The sequence below is a fragment of the Anaerovibrio lipolyticus LB2005 genome (genome assembly GCF_000621545.1).
GTDB lineage: Bacteria > Bacillota > Negativicutes > Selenomonadales > Selenomonadaceae > Anaerovibrio > Anaerovibrio lipolyticus_A.
Genome location: NZ_JHYA01000003.1, coordinates 182,707 through 200,625, shown reverse-complemented (window position 1 = coordinate 200,625; position 17,919 = coordinate 182,707). Strand labels below are relative to the sequence as shown.

At 42.6% G+C, this 17,919-nt stretch carries 13 protein-coding genes and 1 tRNA gene; 8 read left to right on the top strand and 6 right to left on the bottom strand.

Annotation, left to right across the window (positions count from 1 at the left end; genetic code table 11):
* Positions 1 to 88: 88 nt before the first annotated feature.
* From T355_RS0104035 to T355_RS0104025, 3 genes are all read right to left on the bottom strand, one after another.
* Positions 89 to 1,852, bottom strand: a complete 1,764-nt coding sequence (locus T355_RS0104035) for a phosphoethanolamine transferase (protein ID WP_027396626.1) — start codon at positions 1,850 to 1,852, stop codon at positions 89 to 91.
* A gap of 60 nt (positions 1,853 to 1,912) precedes the next feature.
* Positions 1,913 to 1,987 (bottom strand) — tRNA-Glu (locus T355_RS0104030).
* A 63-nt stretch (positions 1,988 to 2,050) separates the two neighbouring features.
* Positions 2,051 to 2,350 (bottom strand): hypothetical protein, encoded by a 300-nt coding sequence (locus T355_RS0104025; RefSeq protein WP_027396625.1) that lies wholly within the window; start codon positions 2,348 to 2,350, stop codon positions 2,051 to 2,053.
* Positions 2,351 to 2,596: 246 nt separating this feature from the next.
* Between T355_RS0104025 and T355_RS14650 the strand changes: the two genes are divergently transcribed.
* A complete protein-coding gene (locus tag T355_RS14650; protein ID WP_051555366.1) occupies positions 2,597 to 5,563 on the top strand; it encodes an ATP-binding protein in 2,967 nt (988 codons plus the stop codon).
* Positions 5,564 to 5,676: 113 nt separating this feature from the next.
* Here the strand turns inward: T355_RS14650 and T355_RS0104015 are convergent, their stop codons facing one another.
* The 3 genes from T355_RS0104015 to T355_RS0104005 all read right to left on the bottom strand — a co-directional run bounded on the left by T355_RS0104015 (position 5,677) and on the right by T355_RS0104005 (position 7,946).
* Positions 5,677 to 6,546, bottom strand: a complete 870-nt coding sequence (locus T355_RS0104015) for a hypothetical protein (protein ID WP_027396624.1) — start codon at positions 6,544 to 6,546, stop codon at positions 5,677 to 5,679.
* 231 nt (positions 6,547 to 6,777) lie between these two features.
* Positions 6,778 to 7,287, bottom strand: coding sequence for a type 1 glutamine amidotransferase domain-containing protein (locus T355_RS0104010; RefSeq protein ID WP_027396623.1), 510 nt, complete (start codon positions 7,285 to 7,287; stop codon positions 6,778 to 6,780).
* A gap of 2 nt (positions 7,288 to 7,289) precedes the next feature.
* Positions 7,290 to 7,946: a hypothetical protein gene (locus T355_RS0104005; protein WP_027396622.1), complete on the bottom strand. Its 657-nt coding sequence runs from the start codon at positions 7,944 to 7,946 to the stop codon at positions 7,290 to 7,292.
* 194 nt (positions 7,947 to 8,140) lie between these two features.
* On the opposite strand from T355_RS0104005, the gene T355_RS0104000 reads away from it, so the two are divergent.
* From T355_RS0104000 to T355_RS0103945, 7 genes are all read left to right on the top strand, one after another.
* Positions 8,141 to 8,515 (top strand): response regulator, encoded by a 375-nt coding sequence (locus tag T355_RS0104000; protein ID WP_027396621.1) that lies wholly within the window; start codon positions 8,141 to 8,143, stop codon positions 8,513 to 8,515.
* Positions 8,516 to 8,713: 198 nt separating this feature from the next.
* Positions 8,714 to 10,054, top strand: coding sequence for an ATP-binding protein (locus T355_RS0103990; RefSeq protein ID WP_155851665.1), 1,341 nt, complete (start codon positions 8,714 to 8,716; stop codon positions 10,052 to 10,054).
* A gap of 172 nt (positions 10,055 to 10,226) precedes the next feature.
* Positions 10,227 to 12,461 (top strand): SpoIIE family protein phosphatase, encoded by a 2,235-nt coding sequence (locus T355_RS14645; protein ID WP_027396619.1) that lies wholly within the window; start codon positions 10,227 to 10,229, stop codon positions 12,459 to 12,461.
* A 379-nt stretch (positions 12,462 to 12,840) separates the two neighbouring features.
* Entirely contained in the window at positions 12,841 to 13,791 is a 951-nt protein-coding gene (locus T355_RS0103970) for a hypothetical protein (RefSeq protein ID WP_027396617.1), read from the top strand.
* Between the two features lie 480 nt (positions 13,792 to 14,271).
* The gene (locus tag T355_RS15410; RefSeq protein ID WP_197019550.1) at positions 14,272 to 14,415 is read left to right on the top strand and encodes a hypothetical protein; all 144 of its coding nucleotides are present in this window, start codon (positions 14,272 to 14,274) and stop codon (positions 14,413 to 14,415) included.
* Between the two features lie 165 nt (positions 14,416 to 14,580).
* Positions 14,581 to 16,185, top strand: a complete 1,605-nt coding sequence (locus T355_RS0103950; RefSeq protein ID WP_027396616.1) for an anti-sigma factor antagonist — start codon at positions 14,581 to 14,583, stop codon at positions 16,183 to 16,185.
* Positions 16,182 to 17,918, top strand: a complete 1,737-nt coding sequence (locus T355_RS0103945) for an MATE family efflux transporter (protein ID WP_027396615.1) — start codon at positions 16,182 to 16,184, stop codon at positions 17,916 to 17,918. Before T355_RS0103950 ends, T355_RS0103945 begins: the two co-directional genes overlap by 4 nt.
* The last annotated feature ends 1 nt before the right edge of the window (position 17,919 follow it).

Genomic DNA, 17,919 nt, shown 5'->3' with positions numbered 1-17,919 from the left:
CATATCTCGTAATGGGCAATCTCTTTTTATTATGAAATCTTAGTGAATCAAATCTGAAAGATGAAGATGAACTTTAGATTTCGTGTTATTATTCTTTTAAAAATGGGTCTTCGGAGACCTTTATGGTGTTGCCGAAGGTCCATAGGGTGTCAGCAGTAAAATCGTAAGCAGGGTTGGTTAAATCCTCGTTGGAAATATAATAATTGGATTCTGCGTTCATAATTCCACTAAGGGTGTTATACATCATATCGTTGGTGAAGAAGGTATTTTTCCTGTCCATAAGAATTTTGGATTTTGACGAATTATTTTTAAGGTATTCATCACCTAAATAAATAAACATGGGGATGCGGACCTTCACATAATTCTGGTCATTAGGAGTATGGCCGGTTCTCATGTGCTCACCATGGTCGGAAAAATACAGCATGACCTGAAGATTCAGATTATCCTTTGCATATTCGTATATGGACTGTAAAAATTCATCTGTGTAGCGGATGCTGTTGGCGTATTCTGCTTCCTTGGAATCCTCAGTGAATACAGCCTTTTCCTTTGGATAGCGCTCCTTGTAGGCGGCATGGCTGCCGTTGCCGTGAAGTATAACAAGGTTATTTTCCTGAGGATTAATCTGGCTTAGCTCTGCCAACATACTGTGGTCGTCATCATTTCCCGTATTCAGGAGGTAATCTGCCCGGGAGGCCACATTGAAGAAGGAGGATTCATTGTTGTTTTTCCCCAGATTGGTGATCCAATAGGTTTTGTAGCCCTTCTTTTTGGCAATATCAATAATGTTCATGCTGTCCAGAAAATCCTTTTCATGGTAGGCACTCTTTTCCGTAAGAGCGCTTTCCAGCACCTGCTGGGTGAGACTCTGACAAGCATAGGCGTTATTGAAGATAATAAAATTAGGGTTATTTAGCTGCCGGCTTAGCCATGGTGTATCATCGTATTTGTAATCAGGGGTGTAGGCCTTCATTTTGTCACGGGTGGCAGATTCACCAATAACCATAATAATAGTGTGGGGAGAGCTGGTAATAGGGGTATCGTCAGAAATGGCAATGCTGTCTTTTTTGGCTTCAATATTTCTGTAATATTGGCTTAAACCCATACTGTAGCGGACAGCCTTAATATATGGCCCCATAAAATCCGTTTGGCTCCACATATTCCATGGCAGAAGGGAAACCGCCAGGGTTATACCTATGGAGGCAATCAATACGGGAGGCTTTCTGTCCTCTTTTTGCTGGGATGAAAGCAGGGTCCTCAGCCTGTTTATAAGAAGAAAAAGTCCTGCAAGGGCTATTGCTACAAGGCCAATGTAAAGAGGCCCCATATAGGTCATTATCCATTCAAGGGTTTCCCTAAGATTTGTGTTACGTATGGCTGTGGCTTCCTCGTAGGTTATGAGGGTGCCATATAACTGATAGTGTATAAGGGACAAAACAGGAGGCAGGCAATAGATGAATTGCAGGCCGTCCAAAAGGTACAGAAGGGCTTTTTTGTTGGTATATTTTTCCAGCAGAAATTGTACCATCATAAAGCTGGCAGCACCTCCCATGCCGGCAATTATTTCGCTTTCGTGGGAAGCAGGCCCTGCATCGATGAACATATATTTATAAAGGGCATAAATATACCACCAACCGGTGATAAAAAGGAAGGGCGCCCATTTCTTATGAAATAAAGGATATCCGCTGGTGAACTGGGTAATAAAAATAAGCAAACCACATATTAATGATTCAGCGGTAAATATCAAGTTAAAGCTGATACTGCTATCCCCTGTGGTGGCATAAAACAACACGTTCATAAGTGCCCAGCAGATAATGCTGTTGATAATATATGTTCCTATTTTTTTCCTATCCATTTATACAAAACTCCCAAAGCTAACAAAAAAGCCCAGGACAAAATCCTGGGCTGTGATTTCTGGTGACGCGTAGGGGATTCGAACCCCTGAAGCCGCCGTGAGAGGGCGGAGTCTTAACCACTTGACCAACGCGCCGTGAACAAGAAATATACTACTACAAAAAACGCCCTGAGTCAAGGAAAAATTAAAAAAGCACCATTATCCGATAATCTGAACCTTGGTCACACCAAAGGCTTCCTTCAATGCAGGAATACAGTCACGCTCCAGAAATGTGCGCTCCAATATGCCTCCGCTGACTATGAGCAGTGTATCTCCCCGTTTGTTAAAGGTTTGAATATTTTTGAAAGCCCGTTTGTATATTTCCTCCGGCACAAGCTCCAGTAGCTTGTCTACCCCCTGAGCCAGCTCAGGCTTATCTCTTTTGATTCGTACTTCAAAGGGCTCTGCTGCCTCTGAGGAGAGGTGGGCATTGCCAGCCATGTAGTTTTTATTAAGCATTGTGAATCCTCCTGCTGTGAAACTTTCTTTTTCATAATACAACTTTTGCGTCACATAGTCCAATAGGAACCTCTCTTTATTGAAGCAAATTGGCAAAAAATTCTCTATTTTGGTATTTTTTAGTTAATATGCAGGCTAATTTTTGATATAATATTAGCGAATATACTAACGTATAATGTATCCAAATCAGAGATTATGATAGTAATATTTCTTTTCTTTGTATAAAAATATGGGAGACTCATGAGAATGCGACGTGACCAAAGAATATTTTTAAACAAAATAAAGCTGCTGTTTTGCCTTGTGGCGTTTTTTGCTTGCCTTGTGGGGGCTTTTAGGTTATATTCTGCGGTGCCTGTGGAGGCTAATGCCGAAAAGGTAGTTCGTGTAGGTTATTTTTCCGAAGAAAACTTTCAGCTGGGTGATCATGATGGCTCGGTTAAAAGTGGCTATGGCTACGATTATTTGCAGCGATTAAAGCTCTATACAAACTGGAAATATGAATATGTCTATGGCCCTTATGGAGAACTGTATGAGAAGCTGTTGCGTGGAGAGATCGACATGCTGGGGGGGCTGGCCTACAGACCGGAGCGAGAGGCGGTTATCAGCTATCCCAAGGATCCTATGGGGGAAAGCCAGTATTTATTTTTCAAACGCATTACCAATCCTCATGTGACCACGGAACCGGAGTCACTGAACGGAAAGCGGATAGGCACGTTGACAGGTGCCCATACCAAGGTGGCGGAGCAATATATCGCCACGCATAACATTAATGCGACATTAGTAATCTATGATGATATTAAAGACCGGGATAATGCCCTTAAAAGTGGCTATGTAGACGTTATAATTGCGGAGGCGTACAACACTTTTCGCAATATGGGGTTTGAGGTTTGCATGGAAGCCGGCGTAACGGATTTCTATCTTACGGTCAGCAAGTTCCGTCCGGATATTCTTGAGGATTTGAATAGGGCCCAGCACAGACTTTATAAAGAAAATCAGAATTATATTAACGATCTGAGTAAAAAATGGTTTAAACGTACGGTTTTTACAACTGCCCTTTCCCAGGAGGAGTGCCAATGGCTGGAAACTCATGATACTTATAGGGTGGGTTATCTCAATAATTATTTGCCATATAGTGATACGGATTCCAATGGTGAGGTAACCGGTGTTGTAAAGGATCTTGTTCCCGAAATTTTTAAGGCGTTGGGGTACACTGAAATTAATATAGAGTACAAGGGCTATGATACATTTGAAGCCTTGGTCAAGGCTCTGCAGGAAAATGAGGTAGATTCTATATTTCCTGAAATTTCTAACTACTGGATTGCTGAGGAATATGATATGCTGCCAAGTGATCCCGTAATAAACTCATACTTTAATGTACTGTATAAAGGGGATTACCCAGACATGAGCAAGGTAAAAATTGCCGTTGCCGGTCGTTTGGGGATGCTGGATGACTTCAGGGCGGTTTATTATCCTAATAATCCAGTTATTTATTACGATACCGACGAGGAGGCCATGGATGCAGTCGTTAAGGGAGAGGCGGATGTAGCTATTGTAAGTGGTCTGAGAACAGATTCACTTTTGCCCAAAAAAACCAGCTATAATGTTCTTCACGCAGTCCAGCTGCCGGATGATGCAGCTGTTGGATTTGACGGAATGAATGTGGATGCTATAGGAATCAGCGTGTTGAATCACGGTATAACTCTTATGGACAAGGATTTTACCCTGACACGGTCCTATTCCTATATGCCCCATTTGGATATGAATCCCGGTGAATTTTTGAAACAAAATATATGGATTCCAATTGGTGCCATTGTTGTGGTTTTCAGCCTGATATTATTCTTTATTTCCAGAGAAAACAGGCGTAATCGTGAGCATTTGGATGAGTCGGAAAAGCAGATACAGGAAATCACCACCCTTAATAGCATTTTGCAGGACAGACAATTACGTCTTGAGGAGCTTACTGCTGCTCAGGATATTCAGCTGGAGAAAACCCAGGTGCTTAACGAAATGCTTCAGAGTCAGCACAAAAAGCTGGAGGAAGCCCGTGAAGCTGCCGATGTGGCAAATCAGGCCAAAACCTCCTTCCTGTTTAATATGTCCCACGATATTCGTACACCGCTCAACGCTATTATTGGCTTTACGGAGCTGGAGGAAAGGGACCCTGATAATGTTGAACTGAACAAGGAGTACCGCAAAAAGGTTAAGCTGGCCAGCTATCAGCTTTTGGACATACTGAATAATGTCTTGGAAATGTCCCGTATCGAAAACAAAAAGGTTGTTATTGATGAAGAGCTGGAGGATGGCATAAAGCTGTTAAATGCCTGTGTTGCAGTATTTGAGGGAGAAATAAAGAAGAAGAATCTCAAGCTGGAGGTTTCCTGTGACCTACAGCATCGCTATCTTTACCTTGACAAAACCCATTTGTCTGAGGTGGTTATGAACATTGTAAGCAATTCTGTGAAGTATACCCCTGAGGGCGGTATGATTCAGATTCGGGTTAAGGAATTGCCTGGAAAAAAGGCGGAGCAGTGTTTGGTGGAGGTATCCATCAGGGACACCGGCATCGGTATGTCAGAGGAGTTTGTGGCGGAGATTTTCGAGCAGTTCTCCAGAGCCCGTAACACATCACAGAGCGGTATCCAGGGTACTGGACTTGGTATGGCCATCGTTAAGAATCTCGTGGAGATGATGAATGGTGAAATTGAAGTCCACAGTAAACTGGGAGAAGGCACCGAAATAGTTTTTCGGACCCCTCACAGAATTGGGGAGGAACCGTCTGCTGCAGTGGACAACAATGTTCAGGAGGCGGCACCGGATTTTTCCGGCAAGCGTATTCTTTTGGCTGAGGATAATGAACTCAATGCAGAAATTGCCACAGCTATTTTGGAGGACAGCGGCTTTAAGGTGGAGCATGCCTGTGATGGCGTTGAGTGTGTTGATATGCTTACCAAGGCCGAGGCTGGCTATTATGATATGATTCTTATGGATATACAGATGCCAAATCTTAATGGTTATGAGGCCACCAGAAAAATCCGCAATCTGGACGACAAGGCAAAGGCTGGTATCATTATCGTTGCCATGACGGCCAATGCCTTTAAGGAGGATAAGGAGAGAGCCCTGGAGGTTGGTATGAATGACCACCTGGCCAAGCCTATTGATGTAAAGAAAATGATGGATACTCTGACCTATCTGTTTAAGAAGGCAGAGGCATAGCCACAAGATAGATTAATAAAATAATAAAACGCAAAAAAGCAGAAAGGCCGGACGCCACATAAGTGACGCCCGGCTTTTCCAGTTCTACGGGAGAATGCTTTACAGAATATTAGTTACTGTGCAATATCCACATTGGACGCAGTAGCCATCTGTGCTTGAATTTTATAAGGACTATAACGCTTAATCATATCCATTACACGACTATCTGGCTGCTGCTTTCCGGCTTCTTTAATACCCTCCGGCATAGTCTTATAATCTTGTGTATGAACGAATTTATCCCAGGCATTTTGTAATGCCCTAATCTTAAAGAGAAATGTTTCCAAAATATCCTGATCATTGGCTCCAGGATTGGTGTCCTTTAATGGTGGTAACGGCATTGATGTCTCAGAGGCAGTTTCCACATCAGCCTTGATGGCCTTGGCGGATGCTGCGATTTCAGCAGTTTTGCCGGCCTTTGTGCTGTTTCCAAGGCTTGCCTTAATCTGAGTCATAAGGCTGGTTACCATCTGCTGTACTGTTGAGGCCTCAGCCTCCTGCTCATCGATAATATCATTATCTTCAGAGCTCTCTGTAGCAGAAGCCCTTATTGCGGTATTGGCATCCCTGTTGAGAGCCTTCATAAGAGTATCCCGGGCCTCCTGCTTGGTGTGACAGCCAGCCAGCGAATTTTCGAAGCTTACTCTGGCTTCCTCCACATCTTCTGCCTTGCGGTGGAGTGCGGGATTCTTTAAACTGAGATGGTCCATTTCAATAGAGGAAAGCCTTTGTCCCTCCTGCAATTTGGACCTGATGCTGGCAGTTTCAATCGCATCACTGGAGCTTATTCCGGAAGAATGACTGGTATGATTCTTCTTAACGGATAGTTGCAGCTGTGATGTATTTGAGGGCATCAGGTTCCGTCCTAAATTGGCACGGTACTGGGCAACCAACTGATAATTGCGCTGCCTGGAGCTCGTACCAACACGCCCGATAGCTTCCAGCATTGAAAACACCTCCTTGTACCTCTCCTTTTTTCCCCCTCGTATTTTACCACTAAAGTTAATAAAAATTTTATTTATGGGAAAAATGTATGAATTGTAGAAAAATTTAGACTATAATTCACTCATATTATACCATGTTTTGGTGGAATAGCCTATATGAACGTAAAAAAATTAATAAGGCACCCTGCAAAAAATGCAGAATGCCTTTGATTTGATGGTGTAAAATGGCTTTTTTTATTGTTTATTAAGTACCTCTACCAAAGCCTTCATATATTCAGGAATATCCGGTGGTCTTCTGGCGGAGACAATATTCTTGTCTACTACGCATGGCTCATCCAGCCAGGTGGCCCCGGCATTTTTCATATCGTCCTTTATGCCTGGGGTACTGGTAACCTTTCGTCCATTTAAGACATTCGCTGATACCAACACCCAGCCAGCATGGCATATTTGACCGATGAGCTTACCCTCCCGGTCCATATCAGCTACCAGCTTTAATACCTTAGGAAATCTTCTGAGCTTGTCTGGTGCCCAGCCCCCAGGTACCAGTATGCCGTCATAATCCTTGGCATCTACCTCATCAAATGACATGGCTACCTCGCAGGGAACACCGTATTTGCCATGGTATACACCAGCCTTTTCGGCCACAAGATCCACCTGAACGCCAGCTTCTCTCAGCCTCATTACTGGGCACCATAACTCCAAATCCTCAAAGTCATCACTGACAAGCTGTAAAACTTTCTTCATGCTTAATTCTCCTTACTTTCCTTGCTTGTTTTTATTTTTTTGCCCAAATCATCAAAGAATGATTTGCTTATGCGACCAAAGATACCCTGCTGTCCGTGGTAGGAATCATCCCGTTCACGCAGCTCATCCCGAGACATAATCAGTTTGTTGGTCTTGTTGTCATACACATCGAACTTCACCCGTACAGTGGATGTGTAAATGGTCTTTTCAGGGTGATAAACGGGAACGGTGTAGTAATAGGTCTCATCGTACCAGCTGCCATCGGAACGCTTCACCTTTCGGGTGGCGGATCTGGTTTCCCAATCGGTGTAGGCCGGCTTGATGTAGTAATCGTCATGCCACTTTAAAATCGCTGCCTTTACATAAATGTCAGCCATATCCTGAGGATAGAGGACTGCATCCTTGTCTGGATGCATGAGCTTGTAAGGCGGCTTTGAGGCGGTCTTCCAATATTCCTCCTGCACAACCTTTTCCGTCAGATCACTTGGTATTTCAGAGGTGTCAACTATTTCTATGTCGTAGACAATGGCCCGCTGGATACAGGAAAAATCATAGGCTTTGTCTTCCCAGTGAACCTTTTCTGCATGGGTTGCCAGTGGGCATAGCATCAAAAGCAGGAACATCACTCCGCTCAGAACAGGGTTTAAAAACCGAAACATGGGAAACCCTCCTTTCAAGGGAAATATCAAAATTATTTATATCTCTATATTCGATTTTTTGGGGAGTATTCCTTCTTAAAAAACAGTTATAATTCCATTAAATTTATATGTGAATTATTTTTAATAACAGTAATTGTAGCGAAATGTGCATTGTGATATTATAATTGTAATATAGGGCATATGGGGGCGGTATTATGAGTGACCAGTCTAAAAAAAAGATTCTTATTATTGATGATGCAGAGGTAAACCAGCTGTTGCTGTCAAGAATTTTAGCGGATTATGAGCTCCTCAATGCTTATAATGGAGGGCAGGCCTTCGAGCTTTTGCAGGAAAATGGGACAGGACTGGATTTAATTATACTGGATTTGGTATTGCCGGATATGAATGGTCTGGAGCTGCTTCGCTTTATGAAGGATAATGACCAGCTTAAGGAAATACCCGTGATTGTTATGAGTGCCCAAGGCCAGATGGAGCAGACCACACTGGAAATGGGGGCTGTGGAATTTTGGAAAAAGCCGTTTTGGAATGCCCAAGAGGTGCAGAGCAGGGTGGCAAAGGTGCTTGGGTAATGCGGGCAAAGGCAAGGGTGCCCAAACTATATGAACAAATTTTAGCCATGAAGGGTATGCGTCATTGTTGCGGCGCATATCTTTTTATTTATGTAGAAAATGTGATTTTAAAGCTCAAATTGATAAGAAAAATGTGATTTTTAAGCCTAAATTCCTGAGAAAAATGTGATATAATATAGGCGAAATGAGGTGATTTCTGTGATTGACCGGTTAAAACGTAAGATTGATCAATATTTGATTGAATGGAAGGAATCAGCTGGCCATTTGCCTCTCATCGTAAGAGGAGCACGTCAGATAGGAAAAACAGAAGCTATAGAGCATTTTGCCAAGAATAATTATAAATATGTGGTGGAAATAAATTTTATATTGCAGCCAGAGTACCAACAGATTTTTGCTGACGGGTTTGACATAGATAGAATCATTCAAAATATCACATTTATAAATCCTGATTTTACTTTGGAAGCGCATGAAACACTGATTTTCTTTGATGAGATGCAGGCTTGTCCAAGCTGTGCTACCAGTTTGAAAGCATTTAAAATTGATGGCCGATATGACATAATTTGTTCAGGCTCTTTGATGGGATTAAATTATCAGGAAATAGAATCTAACAGCGTAGGATATAAGCAGGATTATTATATGCATTCGTTGGATTTTGAGGAATACTTGTGGGGCAAGGGATATTCGTCAAAGCAAATTGATATCCTTTATAAGTGCATGAAGGCTCTCCAGCCTCTTTCTGCCAGTATGATGACCTCCTTGCGTCAAAACTTTCAGGAATACTTAATGCTAGGTGGAATGCCGGCTGTAGTTTGGCTTTTTATTCAGCAAAAGAACTATAGTGGCCTCCTTAATATGCAAAGGCAGCTGTTGCTTGATTATGAAGAAGATATTACAAAATATGCTGGTGGTTTGGATAAGGGGAAAATTCTTAATGTTTACAGGATAATACCGGTTTTTCTTGGACAGGATAATAAAAAGTTTAAGATATCAAAGGTTGCCCATGGTGCAAGAAGCCGGGAGTACGTTGGCGTTAACGATTGGCTTATAAATGCTGGTATTGTAAATGTGTGTTATTGCCTGGATTCCTTGTCACTTCCTTTGCGGGGGAATTACAATCCAGATAATTATCGTTTGTATTATGGTGATACGGGGTTACTGATTGCCAGTTTAGACGAAGAGGCTCAGACGGATTTAAGGGCTAACCGTAATTTTGGTGTATATAAAGGCGCATTGATAGAAAATGTTGTAGCCCAAATGCTTAAACAGCAGGGCTATAATTTGTATTTTTATCGCAATGATAGTGCCACTGTGGAAATGGATTTTTTCTTACGTGATGCTGATAGCTTAGTACCGTTGGAGGTAAAGGCAACAAATGGTGCTACAAAGTCACTCAATGCTCTCGTTGGCAATGATAAATATTCTGACATTACATACGGAATAAAATTGGGTGATACTAATATTGGCTGGAATGGTAAATTTTATACTTTCCCTTATGCATTAACATTCCTGCTAAAACGGTGGCTAAAGGAACGAATGTGAAAACGATAATTCCAGTGCCGGATTACGGGTTCTTTTGACCATACAAAAAAATCAGACTGGCAAAATTTCCGTCATTAATATTTCCGATTATGTATTGGATATTTTCAGAATGGCTGGTTTTCAGCATTTTATGGACCTTAAGGGAGTATAGTTGGCTTTGGGGAGTATTGCTATGGAGAAAATACACACACTTTTGGAGCTTATCTTCCAACGGGGTGAAATGAATATATATCGCCGCATTCTCCGAACCGCTTTGTGGGGCAGCTGCGTTACCTTTATGGTTATGGGGGGAATTTTCCTCGTCAGCATATTCATATTGCATAATGAATTGCATGAGCAGGGCAGGGATGTTTCGGGAAGAATGGGGGACTATCTGGAAGAAAATTTCCAGCAGGAAGTAAAGGTCAGGCTTACGGAAACAACTGCATTGCGGGCCCAGATTGTGGGACGGCTGCTGAAGAACTGTTCCCTCAATGTGGAAAATTTGGCTGATACCTTGACAGATACCCTGCAAAATGATGCTGAATACCGGGTTAGATCACTTCCAGTGGCCAATTTTGAGGAAGTGGATGACTATGTGCCTTACTTGTACTATAGTCCGGATCTGTTAAAACAGGGACTTTCTTCAGAGCTGCGCCAGGAGGTTGCCCTTGTGTCCTCCGTGGAGGATGATATAAGGCGGATGAGCCGTCGTTATCAGGGCAGTGTTTTGGTAGCATCCACCAAAGGCTATATGATTCGCATGGATATGCTTGATTTTGATGGAAAAGGGGCGGTGCTGTGCCATGAACCTCTGCGCAGTACCTATGATTACCAACATAAAGGATGGTTTCAGTCCACCATTAAGGAAGACAGGCTCATATTTACCAGCCCATATATGGCCTCTTATGGTCAGCCTTGTATATCTATCTGCGCGCCCTATCATGATAACAAAGGGGTAGCCGGTGTGGCAGTGGCGGATATTGATACGAGCTATATATGTCGGTCGCTGGAAAGCTCTGATGTTGATGGTTCCGATTTCAGCTTTATTATGGATGGTAAGGGGAATGTCATAATTTCTCCACGCCCGGATGGAGCCTTTGCTGCCACAGATATGGATCTGAATCTGAGGCAGGCAGAGGACAAGGTTTTGGCTGAAACTGCTGAGCGGATGATGGCAGGGGAACAGGGGATTGCTCTGGTCAATGCCGATGGAAATGAATACTATTTGGTTTATGCTCCTGTGCCAGAAGTAGGCTGGAGTATTGGCACAGTTATTGATACTACAAAGATCACCGCCAGCGGCGACAATGCTGAGGCGTATGTAAAGGAGATTTTCCGTAGGTACGATGCTGAGCTGGGGAAATATTTCCTGATTAAGGTTATTGGAGCCATAGTGCTGTTTATTATAACCCTGTATCCGATTTTGCGGCGAAATGTAAAAATGGCCCAGGGCTTTGCTGAGCCTATAAATACCCTTATAGATGGAGTCAAGGAAATTGCTGGGGGTAATCTGAACCGCAAGCTGTCCATCAAAACCGGTGATGAGCTGGAAACCTTGGCGGAGAGCTTTAACCACATGACGGAGGAGCTAACCCTCTACATGGATAGCTTGGCCAAAACTACCGCCCAAAAGGAGCACATTGAAACGGAGCTTTCCGTGGCCACCCGTATTCAGACTGGTATGCTGCCTGATGGACACAATCCTTTCCCGGAGCGTCAAGATTTTGACTTGGCGGCTATGATGCAGACGGCCCGGGAAGTGGGTGGAGATTTTTATGATTTCTATTTTCTGGATGACCGTTATTTGGTTCTGACAGTGGCAGATGTGTCGGACAAGGGGGTTCCCGCGGCTCTCTTTATGGTTATTTCCAAGACCTTGTTGAAGGAAAATCTCCTGTTTGTCGGTGATCCGGAAAGACTTGGGGAGGTATTTGCCAAGACCAATAATGCTCTTATCAGGAGCAACAAGGAAAATATGTTTGTGACGGTATTCTGTGGTGTGCTGGATACCCTTACGGGAGAATTCACCTATGTGAATGCTGGACACAATCCACCTGTTATCCGTCAGAATGGCAGATGCCGTTATCTGGAAATGGGACATTATCCTATATTGGGAGCATTGGAGGACCTTACCTTCGGTGTGTCCCGTATGCAATTAGACAGAGGGGATGCCATTTTCCTTTACACGGATGGTGTTACTGAAGCCAAAAATAATGAAAACAAAATGTTTGGTACCCAGCTTTTGCTAAGGACTCTGTATGTGCCTGGCGACAATGCTGAGCAGGAGATACAGAGGGTATATGAGGCTGTAAAGGAATATGCCGGCAGTGAGCCTCAGTCAGATGATATTACCATGCTGGAATTGATATATCATGGTTCAATGCAAGAAAGGAAAGACAGCTATGAGAACGGCGAAGGAAAATAACCAGTGCATCATTTTGTGTCCAAGGATGTTTACGATATCTTTGAAATGACGAAATTTACCGAGCTTATGAATATAGAAAAGGCTCTGCGGGTAATTGATGTGACGGGGCAGGAAAAGTGTTATGGGGTGTTCTTTAGCTCTAAAAGGTGGAGCTGCATCATAGACAATAAATTATCAGTAGACATGATATTTAATATTTTATGGCTCCCGGCTTCGGCTGGGAGCTTTTTATTTTTACATTAAATTCCATATTACCAAGCTGAAAGTAATATAAATAATATTAATAAATAACTTAATGTTATATGGATTTATAAAGTAATATATGATATTATATTAATATAATTAGAGATTTTAAAAGCATAAAGTTGAGGAGAGAAATATGGATAATGCGGATAAGCGACGGAAGATGCTATATGATAAGGCCTGCAAGGATGTTTTATCTGAAAAGGGGATAATAGGTCATATTCTAAAAACCTGTGTCAAGGAATATAAAGATGTTCCTGTAGAGGATATAGTGAATAAGTACATTCAAGGCACTCCTGAGGTGGAAAGGACCCTGGTTCAGCCTGATGATAATATTTTACGTATAGAAAGTAAGCATACAGAGGATAAAAGCGAGGATAATGCAGTATTCTTCGATGTTAGATTTACTGCGGTGGTACCGGATACAGAGGAGCTTATTGAGCTGATAATTAATATTGAGGCCCAGAACGACTTTTATCCAGGCTATCCGCTTTTGAAGCGGGGCATATATTATTGCAGCCGCATGATCTCCAGCCAATATGGAACGGTGTTCACCAAATCCCATTATGAAAAAATCAAAAAGGTATATTCCATTTGGGTTTGTACTAATTCCAGCAAAGAATGGGAATACAATATTGCCCGGTATGGTATAATAGAAGAAAATATTATTGGCAAGGCGAAGGCCAAAGAATCCCATTATGATTTGTTGTCAGTGGTGATGATTTGTCTGGGGCAAAAACAGTATACCGAGCTGGAGGGCCTTTTGAGGCTGTTAAATCTTGTGTTGGTTGACAATAGCCTTAATCAGCAGGAAAAGAAAAACAAATTGGCAGAGGAATTTTCCATAAGAATAACACCGGGACTTGAAAGGGGTGTAACGGAAATGTGTAATTTAAGCGAAGGCGTTGAAAGACGTGGTATAGAAAAAGGCATGGCCCTTGGACTGGCTGAGGGCAGGGCTGAAGGTAGAGCTGAAGTAGCTATAGAGCTACTCAAGGAAAAACTATCTATAGAAATGATTGCCCGTGCTACCAAGCTCACTGTTGAACAGGTAAAAGAGATTGGCAAGAAAAATGCCCTAATTTAATATTTGGATTTCAAATGACTCCCAGCTTTGGCTGGGAGCTTTTTTAAGAAAATCCGCCGTTATTCCGATAATTAAACATAATAGTTATTAACTTTGCAGGATTTTTGTTTTCAATGTCGAAGATGTGCAAAAATAAGTGTATTTTAAAATTACCCCGAAAGGAGTGACAGGGCATGAAAGCGCAGAAGCTATTGACAACCAACGTGCAGGGCGGTTTTTTTGTGCCTAATACTGTCCTTACGGGGGGGACATCTGTCCAATAAAATCGGATACTTATACACAGCGGAATAATGAAATTAGCAAGCCTTTCCTTAGGGGATGGGCAAGTTTTAATGCTTGCCTGTGCTCTGGGGGAAGGCTTTTTGTGTTTTTGAGCGGTAAATAGCCCAGGGAGGGGAGTAATATGAAAAACAAGAAAAGCAAAAAGGAATTGACCAGTCTTATATTGACGGCACTTATATTGGGCAGTGGAAGCCTTTATTGATTATGGATGCGTGCCTGACGACAATCGGTGAGAAGGAGAAGGATTTTGCAACTCTGGGTGATGAAATCTACGGAATGTTTGATTTAATCATAAAGTTTTTGGAAGCAAATTACCGAAGCTGGATGAAGGAAATCTGGTAAGTAGAGAAGCATAAAAATCGGCGGCTGAATCATCAGTCGCCCTTTTTAGTTACATCCATATGCAAAAAATTCCATGGGAAAAATGGGAAAAATTTGAACAATGGCGTTATAATTATGAAGAATAGTCGTATATACTAGCAGATAATGTAAAGGGGAAATAAGATTATGAAGCTAGTTATTGATATAAAAAAGGATCCATCCAATGATGGCGTAATAGTGGTGAAGCTGGTGGGGCGGCTTGATGCCAATACATCACCGGAGTTCAATGAAACATTGGAAAATTTAACCAATGATTTTGATGAGCTGCAGATGGACTTGTCCCAGCTTGATTATCTGTCATCGGCAGGATTGCGTTCTGTTCTGGTGACCAAAAAGTGGACGGACAAGGAAAATATTAAATTCAAGGTTGTAGATCCCAAGGAAGAAGTGGACGAGGTCTTTGCCATGACGGGCTTCAATCGTTTTGTGGAAATTATTCACACCGATAAGGGTAAAGAAGATGGAATCGCAGATGACAGCCTTGGGGAGTTTTACCCCCTCAGCCCAATTCAGCGCTGGATGATGGATACCCATTTTCAGAAGGCAAAATCTACCATGATGAATGAAGGTGGCCTGGCCAAGCTGGATGATTCCATCGATATGGAGCGTTTGGCAGGAGCCATCAATGATACCCTGGCGGCCCATGATATATTCCGTTGCCGTATATTATTCCACCCGGAGACCGGTGAAATATCTCAGCGCTTTGATGGAACTTTGTCAAAGGTACGTATTGAGTCCCTGTCAGAAGCGGAATTTGAAAAACGCAAGCTGGAGCTGAAAAAGCCATATCAGATTATAGACAGGCCATTGTTCCGCATATATCTGATTATTGCCCCATCCGGAAAATATCTGTATGTGGATTTTTACCATGTAATAATGGATGGTGTGGCAACGGCATTGCTGTTTTTCCGGGAAGTGGATAACCGCTATTTGGGAAAACCAGTAAAACAAACAGGGTACAGTTATGCCGAGTATATAAGAGAGCAATGCTCCAAACCAAAAAATGAAGCCGGTGCAGCCTATTGGCGCAATATGCTGGCGGACTTCGATGAAAGCAAGCATCTTCCACCAAGTGACAGGAATGAAGGCGCTTGGAATTTTAATGCTCATTTTGCTACCTTGCAGAATATTAAAAAGGACTTTTTCAAGGAAACGAATTACCCTGAGCATACATTTTTGCTGGGAGCCATGATGCTGGCCATCGCCAAATCCACCGGCAGCTCCAGTGCTATCATGAGCTATGTACATAATGGCCGCACCACCAGGGCGGAAATGCGATTGATGGGTCTGATGCTTACCCAGATACCAGTTAGATATGATTTCGATAAGGACATAAGTGTTGGAGATTTCCTTGAAGACTTGAAACAACGGGTAGAAGAGGGCTTCCAGCATCGCGACAGCCTTGAGACCGTATATGACGAGGGGCTGGAGGATGAATGTGCCACCTTTATTTTGCAAAAGGGCAATATAATGGGCAATGTCAGCGGTGAAATCCCTCTTTGTGGTACGGTGGCTACAATTCAGGAATTACCGCAAAACAAAGCGTCGGCAGTGGAAAATTCTTTGGATATCCATGTGGTGTGCGAGGATGATGGCACCTACCGCTTAAAGCTGGAATATGATGCCAGCCGTTATTCTGAGGGAATGATGGGCCGGTTTGCCGAATCGGTGGATGAAATGATTAAGGGCTTGCAGGATAAGGATAAAGCTGTGTTGGAGCTGTTATCATGAGTTTTTTCTCGGTATTGCGGAAGAAAACGGTTATTTCTACCAGATTTTGGTCGGTGTTTACTTCGGCCATGGTAGCCATGACGTTATCCTATATTCTTATGCTGTCGGATAATATCGTAGCCGGTCAGTTTATAAACGACGACGCAGTGGCGGCCATGTCCTTGGTTTTTCCCTTAATGACAATATTGTTTTTCTTAAGCTATCTCATTGCAGATGGTTTGGGAATGTTGGCGGCCTATGCCCAGGGGCAGGAGGATAGGGATGAAGTAAATCGCCTGTTCAGTCAGGGCATAATGCTGTCTGTGGGACTGGGGCTGGTGCTGGTTTTATTGCTGAATATATTCCAGGAGCAGCTTCTTTCCTTTTGGAAAATTTCACCGGAGTATATGGTCCATGCCAGAGGATATTATGATGGCCTGAAATGGTTGCCTCCCGTGGTTTTTCTGAATATCTTGTTCTATACCTTTTTGATACAGGATGGGGAGGAACAGGTATGTGTCAAGGCGTCAGCCGTTGCCTTTGTGGCTAATATTATTCTTAACATAGCCTTATGTAAGCTCTTGGGAACCTTCGGCATTGGCCTTGCCACCTTGCTGGGAACAATTACATCCTGTATTGTGCAGTGTGCTTTTTTGTTTTCAAATAAAAGCAGACTCTCCTTTGTGTGGTATTATAATTTTCGTGAAATTCTGCGGGGGTTCATCTATAGCTTTTATCATTCGGTGGATACCCTTTATTTATCCATGCTCCCACTGATTTTTTCCTTTTATGTTATCTCTCAGTGGGGGGAGAGCCATATCATCATTGTAACCGTTATTACAAATGTTTTGGTGTTGGCGGTGGCCCTGTATACTGGAGTGGTGGATTGCCTGCAGCCCATGGTTTGCCAGTATCATTCTGAAGGCAGCTACCCCAGCGTTAAAAAGACTATGGAGCTGGGGATATCGTGTACAGTAATTATGAGCTTGGTTATTTCCCTTGTGGCAGGTGCCTTTGCCTTTCTTTTACCAATGCTTTTTGGGGTGGCGGAGGAGAATCTTATAGGGGAAATAGTTACTTCCTTGCGCTGTTTCCTTATTTTTTTGGTATTTTTGGGGACAACACTGATTTATACCAATTATTACATTTACATTGAAGAACGTAATTATGGCCTTATCCTTAAAACCCTTTTGCTAATAGTTTTTCCTGTATTGGGAATGTACTTCGGGTCAGCCTGGGGAATGTATGGCTTATGGCTGGGGGCAGGTACGGGATATTTATTGGCCTTTTTATTTAATTTATTAGTTATAAAGCTATGGCCGGACCGGGATAATATTCTCCTGTTTAACAAGAAAAAAATGGCAAGACAGTGCTCTTATGATATAAATGCCGTAACGGAGGAAGTAGTAGCCTTATCACGTGTTGTCAGCGCTGAATTAAAGGGCTGGAAGCTGCCTTCGGCAAAGATAATGCGCCTTAGCCTTTTGGTGGAGGATTTAGGGATGAATGCTGTGGAAAGGGCCCGGAACAAGTCAGTTCAGCTGGAAATTTCCCTTTTTCTGGAGGATGAGGCCCATCAGTTGGTTAAGCTCATTGCTAGGGATAATGGGGAACCATACGATGTTCTTGCCATAGTCAATGAAGGAAAATATTCTTTTAGGGATTATATTATTGATTCAGTAACGAATGATTTTTATAGACGTAGATATTTATCATCCGGAGACGAGAACAAGCTGGTATTTGAGATGAATTAGT